The sequence below is a fragment of the Anaerotignum lactatifermentans genome, assembly GCF_016902535.1.
GTDB classification, from domain to species: domain Bacteria; phylum Bacillota; class Clostridia; order Lachnospirales; family Anaerotignaceae; genus Anaerotignum; species Anaerotignum lactatifermentans_A.
This window is the reverse complement of record NZ_JACSNY010000004.1, coordinates 26,609-45,335: the sequence shown is the minus strand read 5'-3', so window position 1 is coordinate 45,335 and position 18,727 is coordinate 26,609. Positions and strand designations below refer to the sequence as shown.

The 18,727-nt window shown below is 49.6% G+C and carries 17 protein-coding genes and 1 riboswitch; of the genes, 5 read left to right on the top strand and 12 right to left on the bottom strand.

From position 1 onward, the window contains the following. The first annotated feature begins 139 nt into the window (after window positions 1-139). A complete protein-coding gene (locus H9X84_RS04245) occupies window positions 140-778 on the top strand; it encodes a lactate utilization protein (protein WP_205133174.1) in 639 nt (212 codons plus the stop codon). A gap of 59 nt (window positions 779-837) precedes the next feature. On the opposite strand, the gene H9X84_RS04240 is transcribed toward H9X84_RS04245, so the two are convergent. Further along, entirely contained in the window at window positions 838-1,185 is a 348-nt protein-coding gene (locus tag H9X84_RS04240) for a DUF1667 domain-containing protein (RefSeq protein ID WP_205133175.1), read from the bottom strand. Window positions 1,186-1,289: 104 nt separating this feature from the next. On the opposite strand from H9X84_RS04240, the gene H9X84_RS04235 reads away from it, so the two are divergent. After that, window positions 1,290-1,751, top strand: a complete 462-nt coding sequence (locus H9X84_RS04235) for a YaiI/YqxD family protein (protein WP_205133176.1) — start codon at window positions 1,290-1,292, stop codon at window positions 1,749-1,751. Window positions 1,752-1,837: 86 nt separating this feature from the next. Here the strand turns inward: H9X84_RS04235 and H9X84_RS04230 are convergent, their stop codons facing one another. Both H9X84_RS04230 and fumC read right to left on the bottom strand, forming a co-directional pair. Then, on the bottom strand, window positions 1,838-3,013 hold the full coding sequence (locus H9X84_RS04230) for an NAD(P)-dependent malic enzyme (protein WP_205133177.1): 1,176 nt from the start codon (window positions 3,011-3,013) through the stop codon (window positions 1,838-1,840). Window positions 3,014-3,031: 18 nt separating this feature from the next. Further along, complete coding sequence (gene fumC / locus H9X84_RS04225; protein ID WP_205133178.1) at window positions 3,032-4,396, bottom strand: class II fumarate hydratase; 1,365 nt, start codon at window positions 4,394-4,396, stop codon at window positions 3,032-3,034. A 139-nt stretch (window positions 4,397-4,535) separates the two neighbouring features. Between fumC and H9X84_RS04220 the strand changes: the two genes are divergently transcribed. After that, window positions 4,536-4,832 (top strand): thiamine-binding protein, encoded by a 297-nt coding sequence (locus H9X84_RS04220; protein WP_205133179.1) that lies wholly within the window; start codon window positions 4,536-4,538, stop codon window positions 4,830-4,832. Between the two features lie 4 nt (window positions 4,833-4,836). Beyond that, on the top strand, window positions 4,837-5,481 hold the full coding sequence (locus H9X84_RS04215; RefSeq protein WP_205133180.1) for an HAD family hydrolase: 645 nt from the start codon (window positions 4,837-4,839) through the stop codon (window positions 5,479-5,481). A 107-nt stretch (window positions 5,482-5,588) separates the two neighbouring features. On the opposite strand, the gene H9X84_RS04210 is transcribed toward H9X84_RS04215, so the two are convergent. From H9X84_RS04210 to H9X84_RS04180, 7 genes are all read right to left on the bottom strand, one after another. Next, on the bottom strand, window positions 5,589-7,490 hold the full coding sequence (locus H9X84_RS04210; protein ID WP_205133181.1) for a 5'-nucleotidase C-terminal domain-containing protein: 1,902 nt from the start codon (window positions 7,488-7,490) through the stop codon (window positions 5,589-5,591). Window positions 7,491-7,853: 363 nt separating this feature from the next. After that, a complete protein-coding gene (locus H9X84_RS04205; protein WP_205133182.1) occupies window positions 7,854-8,654 on the bottom strand; it encodes a copper amine oxidase N-terminal domain-containing protein in 801 nt (266 codons plus the stop codon). A gap of 125 nt (window positions 8,655-8,779) precedes the next feature. After that, window positions 8,780-8,980, bottom strand: a complete 201-nt coding sequence (locus tag H9X84_RS04200) for a FeoB-associated Cys-rich membrane protein (protein WP_243423562.1) — start codon at window positions 8,978-8,980, stop codon at window positions 8,780-8,782. 22 nt (window positions 8,981-9,002) lie between these two features. Next, entirely contained in the window at window positions 9,003-10,157 is a 1,155-nt protein-coding gene (locus H9X84_RS04195; RefSeq protein WP_205133184.1) for a radical SAM protein, read from the bottom strand. Window positions 10,158-10,178: 21 nt separating this feature from the next. Continuing rightward, window positions 10,179-11,003, bottom strand: coding sequence for a class II fructose-bisphosphate aldolase (locus tag H9X84_RS04190; protein WP_205133185.1), 825 nt, complete (start codon window positions 11,001-11,003; stop codon window positions 10,179-10,181). 24 nt (window positions 11,004-11,027) lie between these two features. Beyond that, window positions 11,028-12,152, bottom strand: coding sequence for a carbohydrate kinase family protein (locus H9X84_RS04185; protein WP_205133186.1), 1,125 nt, complete (start codon window positions 12,150-12,152; stop codon window positions 11,028-11,030). 246 nt (window positions 12,153-12,398) lie between these two features. Then, the gene (locus tag H9X84_RS04180; protein ID WP_205133187.1) at window positions 12,399-14,033 is read right to left on the bottom strand and encodes a family 10 glycosylhydrolase; all 1,635 of its coding nucleotides are present in this window, start codon (window positions 14,031-14,033) and stop codon (window positions 12,399-12,401) included. Window positions 14,034-14,211: 178 nt separating this feature from the next. Here H9X84_RS04180 and H9X84_RS04175 point away from each other — a divergent pair, with 178 nt between their 5' ends. After that, entirely contained in the window at window positions 14,212-15,462 is a 1,251-nt protein-coding gene (locus tag H9X84_RS04175) for a shikimate kinase (protein ID WP_205133188.1), read from the top strand. A 104-nt stretch (window positions 15,463-15,566) separates the two neighbouring features. Here the strand turns inward: H9X84_RS04175 and H9X84_RS04170 are convergent, their stop codons facing one another. Both H9X84_RS04170 and H9X84_RS04165 read right to left on the bottom strand, forming a co-directional pair. After that, complete coding sequence (locus tag H9X84_RS04170; RefSeq protein WP_205133189.1) at window positions 15,567-17,129, bottom strand: FGGY-family carbohydrate kinase; 1,563 nt, start codon at window positions 17,127-17,129, stop codon at window positions 15,567-15,569. Between the two features lie 126 nt (window positions 17,130-17,255). Then, window positions 17,256-17,374: riboswitch (FMN riboswitch) on the bottom strand. A 145-nt stretch (window positions 17,375-17,519) separates the two neighbouring features. Continuing rightward, window positions 17,520-18,653 carry a suppressor of fused domain protein gene (locus H9X84_RS04165; protein ID WP_205133190.1) on the bottom strand — a complete coding sequence of 378 codons (1,134 nt, stop codon included), beginning with the start codon at window positions 18,651-18,653 and terminating at the stop codon, window positions 17,520-17,522. Window positions 18,654-18,727 lie beyond the last annotated feature (74 nt).

The following is an 18,727-nucleotide window of genomic DNA, read 5'->3' as shown; positions in this document are numbered from 1 at the left end:
TATGTATACATCTTACCTACTGCGCCTGATTTTTGCAAGAAAAACAGTTCCCTGTTCCAAAAAATTCTATCCCATCTGTTTTCTTTGTGATAAAATAAGATTGATTGATTTTGTTTACAAAAGAAAGGAGATATGTATCATGGCTACACCGAAAGAGATCCGCAACGAATTACTGGGCAAAACTCTGGTTGAAAATCTGAATAACCGCCACTTTGAGGCTTATTACTGTCCCACAGCGGCGGAAGCGCTGGAAAAAGCCCTTTCTTTGATCCCCGAAAAAAGCTCCGTTTCCTGGGGCGGTTCTATGACCATCCGGGATATGGGCCTGACAAAAGCTCTTCACGAAAGAGATTATGAGGTTATCGACAGAGACCTGGGCAAAACACCGGAAGAGGTAGCCGCTCTCCACAGACAGGGTCTGCTGGCGGACTACTTCCTTACCAGCACCAATGCCATTTCCGAGGAAGGTATTCTGGTAAACATCGACGGTACCGGCAACCGTCTGGCCGCTATCTGCTTCGGTCCTAAAAATGTTATCGTCATCTGCGGTATGAACAAGGTCGCAAAAGACGTAGATGCCGCTGTAAAACGTGTCCGGGGTTATGCCGCTCCCGTCAACAGCATGCGTTTCCGTGGCAAGACTCCCTGCGCATCCACCGGCAGATGCCACAACTGCATTTCCGCCGAATGTATCTGCAATCAGGTACTTATCACAAGAGTATGCCGTCCCGCGGGCCGGATCAAAGTGATTCTGGTAGGCGAAGATCTGGGCTATTGATGTACTCAAAAAGGGTATCCCCTCTCGTTTCCGACAGGAGGGATACCCTCTTTTTTCTTTTATATCACGGTTTTTGCCGCAATCAGGGAAACCCCCGTTCCCGCCGCGTCATACAGAATCACTTCTCCCTGTATCACCGGCGTTTCCATAACAATTCCCTCACATTCTTTCAGACATTCTTCTCTCTTTTTTAAAGGGATCGGTTCCGCCGTGCGGGCCAAAATTGTTCTGCCGTCTGTCGTGGGCAGACTGATTTCCACTACCTGACACAGCAGCAGCTCTTCGGCGTATCGACGTCCGTTCTGGCAGCTGTTGCCCTGGATGGCGCAGATGCGCTCCGGTTCATAAGTCACTTCCAAAAAGCACCCATTCCCGCATCCCTTGCAGGGAAAATTCTTTTGTTCCATATTTTCCACCTTTTTCGCTTGTTTCTTTTTCTGATTCCTTATAAAATTATATCCGGAAATAAAAAAATAACAAGGGTGTTTCCGCCCATTTCAGGAGAATGCGCATGAAAATACTGGTAGACGCGGACGCCTGTCCCGTAAAAGAAATCATACTGCAAAAAGCAAATACCCATCACACAGAAGTTACCATGGTTTGTGACGTTTCCCATATCCTTTCCTATGACCTGCCTTTTGTGACAGTGAAAACAGTAGATAAGGGTGCCGACAGTGCCGATCTGGTGCTGGCCAACCTGGCGCAAAAAGAGGATATCTGCGTTACCGCCGACTATGGTCTGGCTGCCCTCCTGCTGGGAAAAGGGGCTGTGGTCCTTCACCCCAACGGCTTTGCTTATACCCAGGAAACCATCGACCGTATGCTCTTTGAACGCCATCTTTCCAAAGAAATGCGGCGGCAGAAAAAACGATTCTCCGGCCATATCAAAAAAAGAACCGCGCAGCAGGACGAAGCCTTTGCGGCGCTGCTGGAAAATGTTCTCTGTCAAAAGAAAAGGGAGGCCGGTCTTTAAGGCCAGCCTCCAAACGAAAACGCTGTCATCCTTTGTTTAGTAAGGATAACAGCGTTTTTTATTTTAAGACTTTTGAAAAAACTCGGTTATTTTTTGATCCGGGCGATGCCTTCCTCTATGGCAACATCCGCCACGGCCTTTGCCACGGCATCCGCAACAGTTTTATCCAATGCGGAAGGAATGATATTTTCCGCCGTTAGCTTGTCCTCGGGAATCAGCGCCGCAATGGCATAGGCTGCCCGTACCTTCATGGATTCCGTAATTTCTTTGGCACGAACCGCCAAGGCCCCTTTGAAAATACCGGGGAAAATCAGCACATTATTGATCTGGTTTGGATAGTCAGAACGCCCCGTGCCAACGACCACAGCGCCGCCAGCCTTGGCTTCCTCCGGCATGATTTCCGGCACAGGATTTGCCATGGCAAACACAATACCCTGATTCATGGACGCCACCATTTCCTTTGTCACCATATGAGGTCTGGACACGCCTACAAAGGCATCCGCCCCCTTCAAAGCATCCGCCAGGGTTCCTTTTTCCTTGTTTAGATTGCTGATATGGGAGATTTCTTCCTGTCCCGGGTTCAAACCATCATCGCCTTCGCAGATAATGCCATGAATGTCACAAAGCACCACATTCCCAAAGCCCATACGGATCAGCAGTTTGCCAATGGCAATGCCGGCCGCCCCAGCGCCGTTGATGACGATTTTCATTTTCCCCATTTCCTTACCTGCCACCTTCATGGCGTTGAGCATAGCCGCCGCTACCACAATGGCTGTGCCATGCTGGTCATCATGGAACACAGGAATATCACAGACCTCTTTCAATCTCCGTTCAATCTCAAAACAACGAGGCGCGGAAATGTCCTCCAGATTGATGCCGCCAAAATTTTTGGACAGGAGCCGCACCGTTTCCACGATCGTATCCACATCCTTAGAGTCAATGCACAGAGGAAATGCGTCAATGCCGCCAAATTCCTTGAACAGCACGCATTTTCCTTCCATAACGGGCATCCCAGCCGCCGGGCCGATATCTCCCAGTCCCAGCACCGCTGTGCCGTCTGTAACTACCGCCACCAGATTGGAGCGTCTGGTAAGACGGAAGGATTCCTCCTCGTCCCTGGCGATGACCCGACAGGGTTCCGCCACGCCGGGAGTATACAGCAGAGAGAGATCCTCTCTTGTGGTGACCGGTTTTCTGGAAATCACTTCTATTTTTCCCTGCATTTCATAATGCAGCTGCAGCGCCTTTTCTTCCAATGTCATTTTCTTTTCCCTCTTTTCTCAAACCATTTCTTCCGGATGGAATACTTCGTCAAATTTTTCTTCTGTCAAAAATCCCAGCTTTACACAGGCTTCTTTCAGGGAAATTTCCTCCGCATAAGCCAGTTTTGCCGTTTTTGCCGCGTTTTCATAGCCAATATAAGGATTTAACGCCGTCACCAGCATCAAAGAACGATGCAGGTTTTCCGCCATTTTCTCCCGGTTGGGTACAATACCCTCTACACAGTGGATGCGGAAGGAGCGCAGGCTGTCCGCCAGCAGACGCACGGACTGCAAATAATTGTAAATGCAAACAGGCATGAATACATTCAGCTCAAAATTTCCCTGAGATGCGCAAATGCCAATGGTAGTATCATTCCCCATGACCTGTACCGCCGCCATGGTCACTGCTTCACACTGAGTAGGATTTACCTTTCCCGGCATAATGGAGCTGCCCGGCTCATTTTCCGGAATACGGATTTCTCCCAGACCGCAGCGAGGTCCGCTGGCTAACCACCGAACATCATTGGCAATCTTCATCAGATCCGCTGCCAGCGCTTTCAAAGCGCCATGGGCAAACACGATCTCATCCTTGGCTGTCAGGGAATGGAATTTATTTTCCGCCGTTTTGAAGGTCATGCCGGTCAGTTCGGAAACGGCCTTTGCAGCTTCCTCCCCAAATCCCTTCGGGGCGTTCAGACCTGTACCCACAGCGGTACCGCCCAAAGCCAGTTCTCCCACTTCTTCCAGAGCCAGAGCAATCATTTTCCCGCTTTTTTCCAGCATACTCCGCCAGCCGCTGATCTCCTGCCCAAAGGTGATGGGCGTAGCGTCCTGCAAATGAGTACGTCCCGTTTTGACAATATCCCCATATGTTTCTTCCAGCTGTTTCATGACAGCAATCATTTTTTCCAGTTCCGGCAGAAGCTGCTCCTTCGTTTCCAGCACAGCCGCGATATGCATGGCTGTGGGGAAGGTATCATTGGAGCTCTGGGACATATTTACATGATCGTTGGGATGCAGCAGCTTTTCTCCTGCCAATTCGTTGCCCCGGTTGGCGATAACCTCATTCACATTCATATTGGACTGTGTGCCGCTGCCGGTCTGCCATACTGCCAGAGGGAACTGCCCCGCCAGCTTTCCTTCCCTGATCTCCCGGCAGACCTGCCCAATAATACTGCATTTTTTCTCATCCAGCTTGCCCAGCCGGAAATTAGCCAATGCCGCCGCCTCTTTTAAATACGAAAAGGCCCGAATAATCTCCTCAGGCATCTTTTCTGTCCCGATCTTAAAATTTTCATAGCTTCTCTGGGTCTGTGCCCCCCAGTATACGTCCGCGGGCACACGCACTTCGCCCATGGAGTCGTGTTCCAGCCGATATTCCATAAACCATCACTCTCTTTCTCCTTTTTTTCATAGAAACAGTATACCAAACCCGACAGAAAAATGGTATCCTTTCTTTTCCGGCTTTCTTGCCTTTTGTTTGGGAACGTGCTACACTGACAAAAAAAGGAGGTAATGCAGCATGTATACAACAAGTATTGCGGTTCAGGTACTGCCTGACGTTTCTGAAACAGAAAAAGTGCTGGCTATTGTGGATAAGGTCATTGCTTATATCGCGTCCACAGGCTATCATTATGTAGTGGGTCCTTTCGAGACTACCATTGAAGGCGATCTGGAAGGTCTGATGACCATCGCCAAACGCTGTCAGGAAATTCCCATTGAAGAAGGCGCGCCTTCCACAAAGACCTACATCAAAGTATTCCACAGCCCCAACGGCGTTTTGACGATTAACGAAAAAATCGACAAATACCATGAATAAGACGATGATGAAACATATTATATTCGATTTGGACGGCACACTGCTGGATTCTATGCCCGTCTGGAAAAATACGGGCCAGACTTATCTGGAACGGCATCATCTGCCCGTCCCCTCTAACCTTCGCTCTATATTAAAAACCCAGACTCTGCCGGAATCTGCGGCATATTTTCGAGAAAAGCTGGGAGCAACACAAAGCGTGGAGGAGATCTGCGATGAAGTCATTTCCTATGTCTCCGATCAGTATGCCCACCACATCCCTCTGAAGCCCTTCGCCAGAGAATTTCTGGAGCAGGAGAAGAAAAAAGGCACCAAAATGTGTATTCTCACTGCCTCCGAAGCCAGCTATATCCATTTGGCTCTGGATCGGCTGAAGATCACGCCGTATTTCGACTTTATCGCTACCTGCACAGAAATTGGCGCCAACAAAGATGATCCGAAGGTCTTCCACAAAATGATGGAACAGCTGGGAGGCACCAAAGAAAATACTGCTGTATTCGAGGATGCCTGCTATGCGGTCAAGGGCGCAAAGGCGGCCGGACTGAAAGTAGTGGCTGTATACGACGCCATGACGGAAAAAGATATTCCGGAAATCCAGGCGGCAGCGGACAGATACATTCACAGCTACGCCGAACTTTTGGAAGAAAAATAATAATTTGGGTAAAATTAAAAACAGGAAGGAATGCGTTTGTGCGCATACCTTCCTGTTTTCTATTGTTTCCGTTTCATTTTTGAAAAAGACGATTCTGTTTATTCAGATCAAGGCAGTTTCAATTCCTGGCCAATGTAAATCAAAGAAGGATCTTTGATTACAGAACGGTTTGCCTCATAAATCCGGCTCCAGAAATTGCCGTTGCCCAAAATCTTTTCCGCAATACGCCACAGGCTGTCTCCGGCTTTTACAGTGTAGATCATCACATCCGGTGTTTCCTCTTCTTCGGGTACAACTTCTGTGGTCTGCTCCGATTCTGCGGGTTCCACAGCCGGTTCTTCTACGGGTTCTGTGGCAGGTTCTTCCACAGCTTCCGCTACAATCTGAATTCTGCCCTGCGGTTGCGCATATTCCTGACCGATAACACCATCCATGGAATTTACGTAATCAATGAGCGCTTCCGCGTCAATGACGCCAGTATCCTGCATATAGCTGCCCTGTGTCAATACATAATAGGTGTCGCCGCCTTCCGCCTGGAAGCTGTTAACAACCACTGTATAATTGGCTTTCGGATCAAATGCCTTGCCGCCGACACTGGTGATCGTCACACGACTGCCGGGATCAGCCGGTGCGTAATATGTAGAATCGGGATATTGCTCCCCATTTGTATATTCCACCGCTGTATTTACGGTAAATTCCGCGCCTGCGATCTGAGGGAAGCCGCCGATGGCTGTCGGTGTGCAGAAGGTAGATGCTTCCAATACCTCCAGCAGCTGCTCACCGGTAATGGTCACCAGAGCAAGGGTATTGCCGTAAGGGAATACCGTATAAAGAGTGTTCATGGAGATTTCACCCTTCGGTACACTGGCCCGGATACCGCCGCCATTGGAAATGGCAATATCCACAGTAATGCCCAGATTCTGTTCCTGTGCATATTTTCTGCCTGCGTACAGATAAGCATCCGCCGTAAAGTCTCCCAGATTGGTTTCCTCTGTACGAACACCTGGGTCCTTTTCCCCATTGAGATCCACTTCTGTGGTAGCGAATACACCTGCGTAATACGCGTCAACTTCTTCCTGATCCGCCGCTACCATACCTGCCAGCACCTCATCATACTTGCCGTAGTTTGCCGCATAGTCCGCCGCGGAGATCAGTTTTGCTGTTTCTTCCCCGGTTGCCTTATCTACAATTACAGTACCTACATTTTCCAGATAAGAACCGGTGCTGACGATCATAGTATCGCCTACCATCTGGCCGCCGTCCATGGCCGTATGGCTGTGGCCGTCCACGATCAGATCAATGCCGGTTACTGCCTCCGCCAGTTCTGTAGAACGTCTGCCCGCACTTTCTTCATCCACGCCAAGGTGTGTCAGAGCGATGATATAATCACAGCCCTGTGCTTTGAGCTGATCCACCTGAGCCTGTGCGCAGACAAACATTTCTTCCTTGTCCAGGAAGGATAGCTTAGCTACGCTGCTGGGGCTGGCTTTGGTTTGAGCCTCTGCCGTATCCAGGCCAAAAATCCCTACTTTAAAGCCATCCATATCCACTGCGATATTATCCCCAAAATAAGGCTTTGTTGTTCCTTTTTCCAGGACATTGGCATCCAGCACCGTCACGCCGCCCGCTTTCAGCGTCGCCACAATATCCAGCAACGCATCAAAGCCAAAGTCAAATTCATGGTTCCCCAGAGAAACTACGTCATAGTCAGCTGCTGTCAAATATTCTGCCGCCTTCATGCCGTTTTCATGGTTCACCAATGTTGTGCCCTGAGAAAAGTCTCCGGCGTCAAGCAGAATAACATCCGCACCCTGCTCCTCATAATAGTCCTTTAAGCCTGCCACACCGGCAATGCCCACAGATGTTTCCGAAGCACTGTAATAGCCGTGCATGTCATTTGTATGCAGTACTACCAGCTTCCCGTCCAGATCATTGGCAAATACCGGAACAGAAAGACCTGCTGTCATTGCCAGGGAAAGCAGCAGGGAAAGACACTTCCTCTTTTTCATAGCATAACCTCCTTGTTTGATTATACAAACCACAGCTCCGCCGGTCCGGCGAAGCAACGCTACATTCTGACTTTAGCATACATTAACAAAATCCGAAATATAAATCTATAATTTTCATCTATTTTCACAAGAAATTAACTTGTTTTTTACAAAATCTGCCCTGCTTTTTTGTTTTTCCTTTTTATTTTCTGTCAAAAGAGAAAATAATTTTTCGAAAAAACTGTCAGATAAAACCAGTTTCATTCAGGAAAGCATTGATTCCCCAGAACTGACACCTCAAGCCAATTCCTTTTTTTATACAAAAAGCCCGCGGCCTTCATCCAGAAAAGCCACGGGCTGTTTTTTCATTTTACGTCAGATCAATTATTTTGCTGCATCGGCTGCAGGTGTTTCTGCTGCTGCGTCGGTTGCGGGTGCTTCTGTTGCTGCATCAGCTGCGGGTGTTTCTGTTGCTGCGTCAGCTGCGGGTGTTTCTGTTGCTGCATCAGCTGCAGGTGTTTCTGTTGCTGCATCAGCTGCGGGTGTTTCTTCTACTGCTGCTGTTGCCACGTCAACAGTTCTTGTCGCTGCATCCCATGTTACTGTTGCGCCGAAGTATTCTGCTACTGCGCGCAGAGGGATCATTGTAGAGCCATTGATGATCTGTGCAGGAGCTGCCAGTTCAACTTCTTTGTCGCCAGCTTTGAATGTAGCATCGCCGATCACCAGAACACCAACTTTGTCGCCGGATGTCATAGTAACGCTTCTTTCTACCTTATCCCATACAACAGTTACGCCCAGAGCTTCCAGGACACCTCTGACAGGGATCAGAGTAATGTCATTTTTGATAACGGGAGCCTGCGTTGTAAATACAACTGCCTCACCATTTACAACTACAGCGGCATCGCCTTTCAGGCCAACCACAGGTGCTTCCTCAGTTGTTTCTGTTGTAGCTTCTGTTGCTGTTTCTGTTGTTGTTTCTGCTGCAGCTTCTGTTGTTGTTTCTGCTGTAGCTTCTGTTGTTGTTTCTGCTGCAGCTTCTGTTGTTGTTTCTGCTGTAGCTTCTGCTGTTGTTTCTGTTGTTGTTGCAGCTGTTGTTTCTGCTGCTGTTTCAGCCGCGAAAGCGGGAACTGTGGACAGACCTACGGTAGCTGCGCACAAAACTGCCAATACTTTCTTTTTCATGTTTTTCTTCCTCCTTTAAAAACAAATCGCATTAAAACAAAAACATTATATCATATTCATTTCCGTCTTTTCTTTCAAAAGTCTTAATTTTTGCCAGGAAACGCCACTTTATATTTTAGAGGACCTTACTGATTTTCTTCTTCCCGGTTGTCCTTCTGGGCAGAGGTGCATCCGGCACTGTGGGCACAGCCATGACAGGAACCGCTGCAGCTGTTCATCTGCTGTTCCCGCTTCATCCCATCCAGATTCTTTTTGATCCTGCGCATATTCCAGTATACAATCAGCACCACCAGTATAAAAGGGACAACTTTTGTGATAATATCCATCTGTTCCACTCCGTTCACCTCCTTAAATATAACGGTCCATATATTTATGCAGCATGGATTCCCATGCTTTCTCATCCACTACATTTTTCGCCAGATCCTCGATATAGGCCTGATCCTTTTCCCGCAGGCGGTAGAACTGCTTCCAGTCCAGAGGAAAGCCCATACGTCTGGCCAGCTGATATTTCCGCTGTTCCAGTTCTGGAAGCGCCAGATACTCGTCAATATAAGACAGCATCCAGGGAATATCCTGATCCATATAGCCGCTGACCTCCTGTAAAAGGTTAATGATATGGTCACTGGTGATTTTTCCATGGGCCCGTTTCGGGTCGATATGAGAAATCAGATTGCGGATTTCCAGCAGCTTTTCCATATCCGTTGCCTCGGTATATCTTCCGGAATCCCGCACTTCTTCCATCAGAGAGCCGGTACGCAACACAAAGGTACGCAGTCTGACAAAATCCGGGTTCACCTCATTGATGACCTTGGCTGTTTCCACGGCGTTGTCCTCCGAAAGCTCTCTGCCGCCCACACCCGGCATGAAATAAATGGAAAGCTCGATTCCTGCGTCCTTCACCTTTCTGCCGCCGATGATCTCTTCCTCCTGGGTTGCGCCCTTGCAGATCATTTCCAGCACCTTGTCAGATCCGGATTCATAGCCGGAATGAATGCGGTCCAGGCCCGCCTGACGGATGGCCTTAAAATCCTCCTCAGAGATTCTGGACAAGGTATTCGCTCTGCCATAGGAAGTGATTCGCTGGATCTCCGGCAGTCTCTGGCGTACGTAGGAAACAATCTCTATGAGCCATTCCGGCCGCAGAACCATGGTATTGGCGTCCTGCAAAAAGATCGCCTGACTGTCCCCTTCCGTCAGCCAGGTAAATACCATCTGATAACACATTCTGGCTTCATCGGAAGGCAGGGAAATAAATTCTTCATGGACAGCACTCATGTCAAACTCTCCGTCTTTCTTATGCTGAAGAATTCTGTCTCTGTATTCCGCCATGGTATCAATATCTTTTTTCACCTGTGCCACCGGTCTGGTATGAAAATCATTCTTTTTATACAGCATGCAAAACTTGCATTTGTTCCACGGGCAGTTTTCCGTCACCCGCAGCAGCAGGCTGTTGGCCTCGCTGGGCGGGCGGATGGGCCCGATCTGAAAGATTCCTTCGTTCATGCTTACCTTCCTTTTTTCATGTTATTTCATTAAAAACAGCTTCATTTTTTTCTCTGTTTCCGCCGCAACGCCTTCCACCAGCTGTTCCATCATATCCGTTGCGCAAAGAGCGCCGTTTTGCAGCGCCTTTTCCGCCGCTTTGGCATAAGCGATATTGATGTCCGTAAAGATATTGATTTTGGAAATTCCCCGGCGAATGGCCTCCCGGAAATCCTCATCTGTCAGACCGGAACCGCCATGGAGCACCAACGGCGTAGGAATCAGGGAAGCGATGGTCTCGATCCGTTCAAAATCCAGCTTCGGCGGAAATTTATAAGCGCCATGGGCCGTCCCCACGGCAATAGCCAAAGCGTCTGCCTCAGTGTATTCCACAAATTCCTTTGCCTGTCTGGGATCGGTATAAAAAGCAGAGGGATCATCCCCGTCCGCCTGACCTACGTGCCCCAGTTCTGCCTCAATGGTAGCGCCTCTGTCATGGGCAATCTTTGCCATTTCCTTTACCTTCCGCAGATTGGTCTCATAATCCTCTGTAGAGCAGTCATACATAATAGAGGTAAATCCCAGATCCAGCGCTTTATAGCAGGCTTCCTCCGTCAGACCATGGTCAAAATGAAGCACTACCGGCACCGTGGCCCGCTTTGCCATAGGCAGCAGCAGTTCGGCAATCTCTTCCAAAGACGCATGGGGCAGCAGCACCTCCGCCGTCCCGATGATAACAGGGCTCTGGTTCCGCTCCGCCGCCCGAAGAACACCTTTGGCCATTTCCGAATTCAGTGTATTGAACAGTCCCACGCCATACCCGGCCTTTTTGGCAGGCAGCAGTACATCATTTAAGTTTACCAGCATATTGATCTTCCTTTCCCCAATCGCTTACTTTCTCTTTTCCCAACCATTCTCAATGTCTTTTTTCAGTTCCGCCAAAGGCTTCAAACCGCTGAGCGCGTCATAGTTTTCCACGCAGAGCGCTCCTGTGGCCGCCGCCAGCCGAACGCACCAGTCCAGATCATAGCCCTGGAGCATAGCCGACAGGAAGGCCGCGATTGTGGTATCTCCCGCGCCGGTGGCAGAGAGTACCCGCTTCGCCCGGAAACTGGGCTGGAACCCCTTTCGATAGGCCCAATCCATCATAGAACGGCCCAGCTTGCTCCCAAGGGCAATGATATCCTCCGGGCCTCCCATATGGTAATACAGTCCCGGCGCCCCGCATTTCATCAGCAGGCTTTTTGCCCCCAGCTGACGCAACTGTTCCGCCACAGGACGAATATCTTTTTCCACATTTAATATGGAAGGAATTTCTTTGCCTGCCGCCCGTTCCATCCAGCTTTGATACCGCTCTCTGTCTATCATAAAGCAGATTTCTTCAATACTGGGCACAAAAAGATCCACATAGGGCAGTACATTCTCCAGAATCCGCTTCCAGTCCTGCTTCGCCGCCTCGGAATTAGGGTCTACAGAAGCCATATCCAGCGAAGTAACGACGCCCATTTCATGGACCCGACGGAAAATCTCCGCCAGTTCTGTGCCTTCTTCCAGATACATCTGCCGCATAATCGGCGGATAACCAAAATGGAACAGATCCGCCTTGGCAACTACATCAAAATCAATATCTTTCGCGCAGAAGGTGTCATTGGCCCCAGAATGGTGCAGGAAGATCCTGTCAATCCCGGGAACCGCCAGCACAACGCTGTATGACGTAGAAGCCGACGGGTCTATTTTCATTCCCTCGGTGCCGTATGCCTTCAAACAGGCCAGCAGGGTCTGTCCCAGAGCGTCCGTACCGACTTTGCCCATGAGCTTCATTTCTGTCCCCAGCAGGCCCATGGCCAGACCCGTATTTGCCACAGATCCGCCTGTATGAATATCTGCCGCGCCCACATCCACGATTTTGCCCGGCAGCAGTATTTTTCCGATTTCCTCAGCACCGCCATGAAAAACTGGCGTAATATCCAGACAAATATGGCCGGCAGCTACTGCTTTTGGTTTTCTATCCTTCATATCCGCACCCCTTTCTTCCCACTCTTGCCCCATTGTATCACAGCGGAAACAAAAAGTCACGGCAAAGCGCATACACTTCTCCCCACTTTTGCCAAAAAAAGAAAGACGGCCGTTAAAGGCATCTTCATAAGAAAACAAATATTGCCGGAATCCTTGCAATAAAGAGGATTCCGGCAATTCAATTTTGATTAGAATTGTTTTCTTAAGGGGAGACTGCTATCCCGGGAACATTTCCGTCTTTTTTTGTCAGCTATCATAGCCGCTGCTGGTCACAATGCCAATGGTAAAGGTGCTTTCGTCCCATGTTACGCCGAAATCCACCAATGCGGCAATATCACGCAGTTTATAATAGGTATAATCATTGATGGTATAAGCCGCCACACTCTGCGCTTCGCCGTCCACATACAGCTTCGCCGTGGAAGGATATGCCGTCGTATCCGACAAAGCGGCGCTTACAGATTCCGTGCCGTTGATGGTATAAGGAATTCCCGTCTGCAAATGAATGGACTGGGTATCCTCAATCCAAACCGTATCGAACTGCTTTTTGGTTCCCGTAATGGAACGGGCAATATCCCGCAGCTTGAAATAGCTGTAATCATTGATGATATAAATATCCATTTCCTTTGCCGTCCCGTCGATCTGCAGGTTCGCTCTGCCGGCATAGGCTATCTGATTGCCGGAAGGCTGCACCGGATTTACGGCAGGTGTATCTTCCTCTTTTTCCGGCTGGGAAACAGTATCCTTTGCAGCATAGTAATTCTTTACGGCCGTTGCCACACCCTGACGGTCGTTCAGCAGATCCCGCAGGCTGAAATAGAAGCTGCCGCCAACATTACTGTATTTTTCGTTAATTCCAAGTTCCTTTGTAATCTCCGAAGCCACGCTGTCTTTATAAATGCCCTGGCCGATATACAGATCCACACCAGTACCTGCCACCAGATCATTCCACCATTTTACCAGTGTTTCATAATCCGCGGCGGAATTTCCTGTCTCCCAGTAAATCTGAGGAACAATATAGTCCACCCATCCATTTTTCACCCAGGTCTTCGCGTCGCCGTATACGGTATAATACCCTTCGGAACCGCTGGTAGCGGAACCGGTGCTGTCAGATTTCTGGTTTTTCCAGATCCCCATGGGACTGATGCCAAATTCCACACTGGAATCAATGGATTTGATTTTTTTATAGACACCTTCGATCAGGTCATTGACATGTTCTCTTCTGGCATTGGCCTCCTGACCGTCTCTTGTCTCCCCCTCGCTCAAAGGATAATTGGAGGGATAGAAATAGTCGTCAAAGTGGATGGCATCCACATCATAGTTTTCCACCACTTCCGCCACCGTATCAATGATATACTGCTTTACTTCCTCTTTGGCGGGATTGTAATACATGGCTCCGTTATAGGTCAGAATCCAGTCTGGATGCTGTCTGGCCATATTATCGGCGGAAAGAGCCGCCAGGTCTGTCCCGGAAGTTGTGATGCGGTACGGGTTCATCCATGCATGGAACTCCATGCCTCGCTTATGGGTCTCTTCGATCATAAAGGCCATAGGGTCATAGCCCGGGTCTTTGCCCTGTGTCCCGGTCAGAATCTCACTCCAGGGATTCAGCTCCGATTCATAGAAAGCGTCGCCCTTAGGCCGAATCTGCACTACCACCGTATTCAGCCCCAAAGCCTGGGCCTGATCCAGCTTTTGAATAAATTCCGTCTTCTGCGCGGCAATATCATTCTGTGCCGTAGGATAATCCGCACGGTATACTGTTGAAATCCAGACCGCCCGCATATCTTCCTCAGCAGCCAGCGCTGTCTGTGCCGGAACCGCCCCGGCCAGTATAGAGATCCCCAAAACAGCGGAGAGTATTGTTTTCATCCATTTTTTCATTTTTATCCTTCACCTCTTCTTCTTACCTTATGCCATTTCGACAAAAATATTCTAACATACTTCTCTCATAAAAAAAGTTACGTTTTTATTACAATCCGTCAGAAAAAGCGTTGATTTTTAAAAAAATTTATATTACGATAAAAAAATAACATGATAAACAAAAGATGAGGTGATTGTAATGAACAGATATGGATTGATCGGCGAAAAGCTGGGACATAGTTTTTCCAAGATCATACATGAAAGAATGGCAGATTATACTTATGAGCTGATTCCTCTGGCAAAAGAGGAAATGGAGTCCTTTATCCGCCGGAAAGAATTTGCCGCTTTGAACGTAACCATCCCCTATAAAGAGGCTGTTATGCCTTTGCTGGATGAGATCGATTCCAGAGCGCAGCGCATCGGTGCCGTCAACGCCGTTGTCAACAGAAACGGAAAGCTCTATGGCTATAATACAGACTATTTCGGCTTCCGCTGCCAGCTGGAGGACCACCATGTTGCCGTAAAAGGCAGAAAAGTGCTGGTATTGGGCAAAGGCGGCGCCTCCAAAGCCGTTATCACCGCTTTGCAGGACATGGAAGCCCGTGAGATCCATATCGTTTACTATAAAAGCGCCCCCGGCACCATTGGTTACGAACAATGCTATGCGGAACATGCGGACGCACAGCTCATTGTGAACACTACCCCGGTGGGCATGTTCCCCAACATCGACCAGACCCCCATCGACCTTTCCCGGTTCCAACATCTGGAAGCTGTGGTGGACGTTGTTTACAACCCTCTGCGCACCAAGTTGGTACTGGAAGCGGAAGAACGCGGCATCCCCAGTCTGGCCGGACTGGAAATGCTGGTGGGCCAGGCCAAAAGCGCCGTGGAAATCTTCCTGGATACCAAGCTGGATAACGGCATCATTCAGAAGGAAACAGACCGGCTGATGCTGGTACAGAGCAATCTGATTTTCACCGGCATGTCTGGCTGCGGTAAGACCACCGTAGGCAGAATGCTAGCGGAACGGCTGAACAAGAGATTTGTGGATACAGACGCCCTGATTGTGGAAAAGATTGGCATGTCTATCGCTGATTATTTCGCAGCTTATGGCGAGGCCTCCTTCCGTAAAGTGGAATCCGAGATTATTGCCTCTCTGGCAGGAGAAAACAGTATGGTCATCTCTGTGGGCGGTGGCGCCGTTCTGGACCCTAAAAACGTACAGCTGTTAAAAATGAACGGCCGTATCTTCTGGATTGACCGGGCGCTGGAACTTTTGGAAAGCGGCAAGGGCCGCCCTCTGGCTCCCACACCGGAGGCTGCCGCAAAACTGTATGCGGCTCGACTGCCTGTTTACGCGAAAACCGCCGAGTACCGCATCGAAAACAACGGCACCGCCGAGGAAGCCGTGGAAAAGGTAGCAAATATCTATACCAGCCTGGTATTCTGAACATACATATCATAACAAATCCATTTAAAACATTATGGCTGGAATCCGAACAGGGATTCCAGCCATATTTGCTTTCTTATAAAAATATCCAAAAGGTTCTCTTTTTATTTCATTTCTTCTCCCATGGTCCGGATCTCCTCCAAAGCATCGAAGGCGTCTTTCATCTGCTCCCGCACCAGCTTTGTTTTCTTCTCATAAATCCCTCGGTAGAAATCGCGCCGGGCCGGGTCCGGCACATACACGGCACTTTCTGTCAGATTGTTCTCAAAAGCCGCCTTCAGGTCCGGGATGTCTCCCACGGCATAGGCCGCCGTGGCCGCATTGGTCATGACTGCGCCCTGAGCCGTTTTCAAAGTCGTTACCCGGCAGTCCAGCATATCGGCCTTGATCTGATTCCAAAGCTCGGAACGGCTGCCGCCTTCTGTAACGGTAATGTTGCGCAGTTCCACACCGGCGGCCCGGTATACATCCGTCACACCAATATAATCATAGGCTATGGCCTCCAGAACCGCCCGCCAAAGCACCGCCTGGTCTGTGTCCATGGTCATGTTCAAAAAGCATCCGCTGGCCGCGGAGATCTCTCCAAAGCCGCCGGTCAGATATGGCAGGAACAGTACCCCGTTGCTGCCGGGAGGCACCGCTTTGGCCCGTTCCGTCAGCACATCAAAATACGCCCCTTCACCTTCCTTCCCACAGATATTGTCCCGGAACCATCGCAGAGCCAGACCGCCCGTTCGAATAAAGCCCCAGTAAAAATAAGTATTCTCCAATGTTCCGCTGTTAAAAATCAGGTCCGTACCCGGCCGGCTCAGTTCCGGCTTGATGCCGTCTACGGCAATACAGAACATGGCACAGGTCCCGGCTACGTCCGCCGCTTTATTGACTGCCGTTACCCCGCAGCCGATCATGCTCTGCATGGTATCCCCGGCGCCGGCACAAATGGGAATCCCCGCCGGCAGTCCTGTTTTTTGCGCATATTCCTCCGTCAGATGACCAATGATATCCCATGGTTTGACGATTCTTGGCAGGTAATCCCGGGAAATCTCCAGAATCTCCAGCTGTTCCTGGCTCCATTCCTTTTTCTCCACACGATAGCCCAGCCCCCAGCCGGAAAGTGTCCCCCAGTCAATAAAGGCATCCTCCGCCCTGCATCCTGCCAAATGGGACAGAATATAAGGAGCGTTATGGAGGAATTTCTTTCCTTTCTTCTGAAATTCCTGACTGTTGCGGAGGAACCATCTGGCAAACAGCGCAGGAAACATACAATTCGGCAGTGGATTTCCCGTTTCCTTCGCCCAGATCTCCAATCCCAGTGCCGCCAGCGCTTCCGCATCCTCCTTGGTACGGGAATCCAGATAGTTGATATAAGGCGTAATGGCATTTCCATCCTCGTCAACACCTACAATACCCAGAATTACCCCATCTCCGAAAATAGAACGGATATTTTCTACCGGCAGGCCCTTTTCCTTCATTTTCTCTGTACAAGCACGGATACTTTCTACTGCCGCTGCCACATACTGATCGGCATCCATCTCCACCCATCCCGGGTGAGGATAGCGTAACAGCGTCGGCGTACTGTGCTCTGCAATACAGCGTATTTGGCTGTCATAAACAGCCGCTTTAACACTTTGTGTACCCGCGTCAAAACCAAGGTAATACTTTTCCATTTTTTCAGCCTCTTTTCCGTATCAGGGGCAATAAAAAAAGCCCCGCTTCCTCCGACCCGCCAAAGGCAGGCCGTCTTACAGGGCCATGTTTCTTTTTCCACGCAGCAAAAGAGCGCAGAACAAAAAGCACATCTTCTCTCATCCAGACTATACTGTCGGCTCCGTAATCGCAACGGATCCTGCCGCCGAAGCGGCTCGCGGGCTATACCGCCGGTAGGGAATCGCACCCTGCCCCGAAGACACTTTTTTCTACGCATACATTATACCGCACCATCTTCCCCCATACAACGGCAAAGGTGACGATTCTTTTGGGCCGCTTTCCGCCATATTTACCAAAAGAAAGCCAGGAGATATCCTCATGAGAAAATATCTCCCGGCTTTGTTCCTCCATCATCTGCCTTCCCTTTCCCGCCACTTCTCCCAGCGTTTCTCTATGATCTCTGCCATAGACTGGTAATAAGCCTCATCAAAGGGAACAAACAGATAGGCCTCATCCTGAAATTCATCGGATTCGTACCTCTCCCGCCCAAAACAGGCCATGGCATGCCCATCGACATCCTCCGGGAAGCAAGGTTCCTCTTCCCCTATATAGTAATGGCGGGCAAACGCCATTCCTTCTTCATTAAAATACGTCAGCAGCAGCACGCCGCATAGTTCCTGCTGTACCAATGGCCGCAGATCCATAAAACCATCCGCCGTTTTGGCCGCCGCCATCTTTTTTCCGTACTGCTCCAAAAAATTTTCGCTCATAAGATGGTGTTCCACACACCACCGCAGGTAAATAGCCAAATGATTGCAGGCAGTGATTTCTTCTACTGGCAGACACTTTTGCCGTATACTTTCCAGATGCCAGCGCATATCGTCCATAACCAGTTTCTCGTAGACCTTTTCATAATCGGCCTCGGTAAAACTGGCTCTGGGCCGGTCGATAGATACCACATGATCCATTTCCGCCATTCCCGCCAGCAGATTATCCGCTCCATAGGTCAGCTTTTCCTCCAGCTCCTCCGGATACAACGGAAGGATCTGGTAAAAATTCACCAGTTCCCCCGTAGGCAGCAGTATGATCTCACTGCCCTCCAGCGCCTGGGCCTCTATCAGCATTGCCGCCGAAAGCTCCGTATTTTCGGCGAACGGGACTTCGTTGTCCATGGTATGTCCCCAACCCAGCCAGGAGTCTGTCTCCATCGGCAGACAAGCCAGCCCCCCAAGCAAACGAATGGGCCAGTCCCATGTTTCGTCTCTTTCCCGTACCTTCCAATCCGGCGGCAGTGTAATCATCAGTTCCGCCCGTTCCAGCCCATGCCCCGCCAGATCTTCCGGCACATTCATTGGATACGCCCCCATACCTAATGTCACCAGCGTATAGTATTCACGGCCCTTTACTGGCGGAATCAAATAAATATCCACCTGGATCTGCGTGGCAAGAATCTCATGCAGCACCGCCTCCGCTCTGCCGAAATAGGATTCAATATGCTCCTCTGCCGCCTTGCGTTCCGACTCAGTATATTCATAAATGGGCATCCGACCGCACTCCTTTCTTTATGGATACAGATATTGCGCCGCTTTTTTGTCTATTCTAGCAAAAACAAAAACGA

Coding starts and splice junctions, on each gene's coding strand:
- H9X84_RS04245 (WP_205133174.1), top strand. CDS start 140: ATGGCTACACCGAAAGAGATCCGCAACGAATTACTGGGCAAAACTCTG.
- H9X84_RS04240 (WP_205133175.1), bottom strand. CDS start 1,185: ATGGAACAAAAGAATTTTCCCTGCAAGGGATGCGGGAATGGGTGCTTT.
- H9X84_RS04235 (WP_205133176.1), top strand. CDS start 1,290: ATGAAAATACTGGTAGACGCGGACGCCTGTCCCGTAAAAGAAATCATA.
- H9X84_RS04230 (WP_205133177.1), bottom strand. CDS start 3,013: ATGACATTGGAAGAAAAGGCGCTGCAGCTGCATTATGAAATGCAGGGA.
- fumC (WP_205133178.1), bottom strand. CDS start 4,396: ATGGAATATCGGCTGGAACACGACTCCATGGGCGAAGTGCGTGTGCCC.
- H9X84_RS04220 (WP_205133179.1), top strand. CDS start 4,536: ATGTATACAACAAGTATTGCGGTTCAGGTACTGCCTGACGTTTCTGAA.
- H9X84_RS04215 (WP_205133180.1), top strand. CDS start 4,837: ATGATGAAACATATTATATTCGATTTGGACGGCACACTGCTGGATTCT.
- H9X84_RS04210 (WP_205133181.1), bottom strand. CDS start 7,490: ATGAAAAAGAGGAAGTGTCTTTCCCTGCTGCTTTCCCTGGCAATGACA.
- H9X84_RS04205 (WP_205133182.1), bottom strand. CDS start 8,654: ATGAAAAAGAAAGTATTGGCAGTTTTGTGCGCAGCTACCGTAGGTCTG.
- H9X84_RS04200 (WP_243423562.1), bottom strand. CDS start 8,980: ATGGATATTATCACAAAAGTTGTCCCTTTTATACTGGTGGTGCTGATT.
- H9X84_RS04195 (WP_205133184.1), bottom strand. CDS start 10,157: ATGAACGAAGGAATCTTTCAGATCGGGCCCATCCGCCCGCCCAGCGAG.
- H9X84_RS04190 (WP_205133185.1), bottom strand. CDS start 11,003: ATGCTGGTAAACTTAAATGATGTACTGCTGCCTGCCAAAAAGGCCGGG.
- H9X84_RS04185 (WP_205133186.1), bottom strand. CDS start 12,152: ATGAAGGATAGAAAACCAAAAGCAGTAGCTGCCGGCCATATTTGTCTG.
- H9X84_RS04180 (WP_205133187.1), bottom strand. CDS start 14,033: ATGAAAAAATGGATGAAAACAATACTCTCCGCTGTTTTGGGGATCTCT.
- H9X84_RS04175 (WP_205133188.1), top strand. CDS start 14,212: ATGAACAGATATGGATTGATCGGCGAAAAGCTGGGACATAGTTTTTCC.
- H9X84_RS04170 (WP_205133189.1), bottom strand. CDS start 17,129: ATGGAAAAGTATTACCTTGGTTTTGACGCGGGTACACAAAGTGTTAAA.
- H9X84_RS04165 (WP_205133190.1), bottom strand. CDS start 18,653: ATGCCCATTTATGAATATACTGAGTCGGAACGCAAGGCGGCAGAGGAG.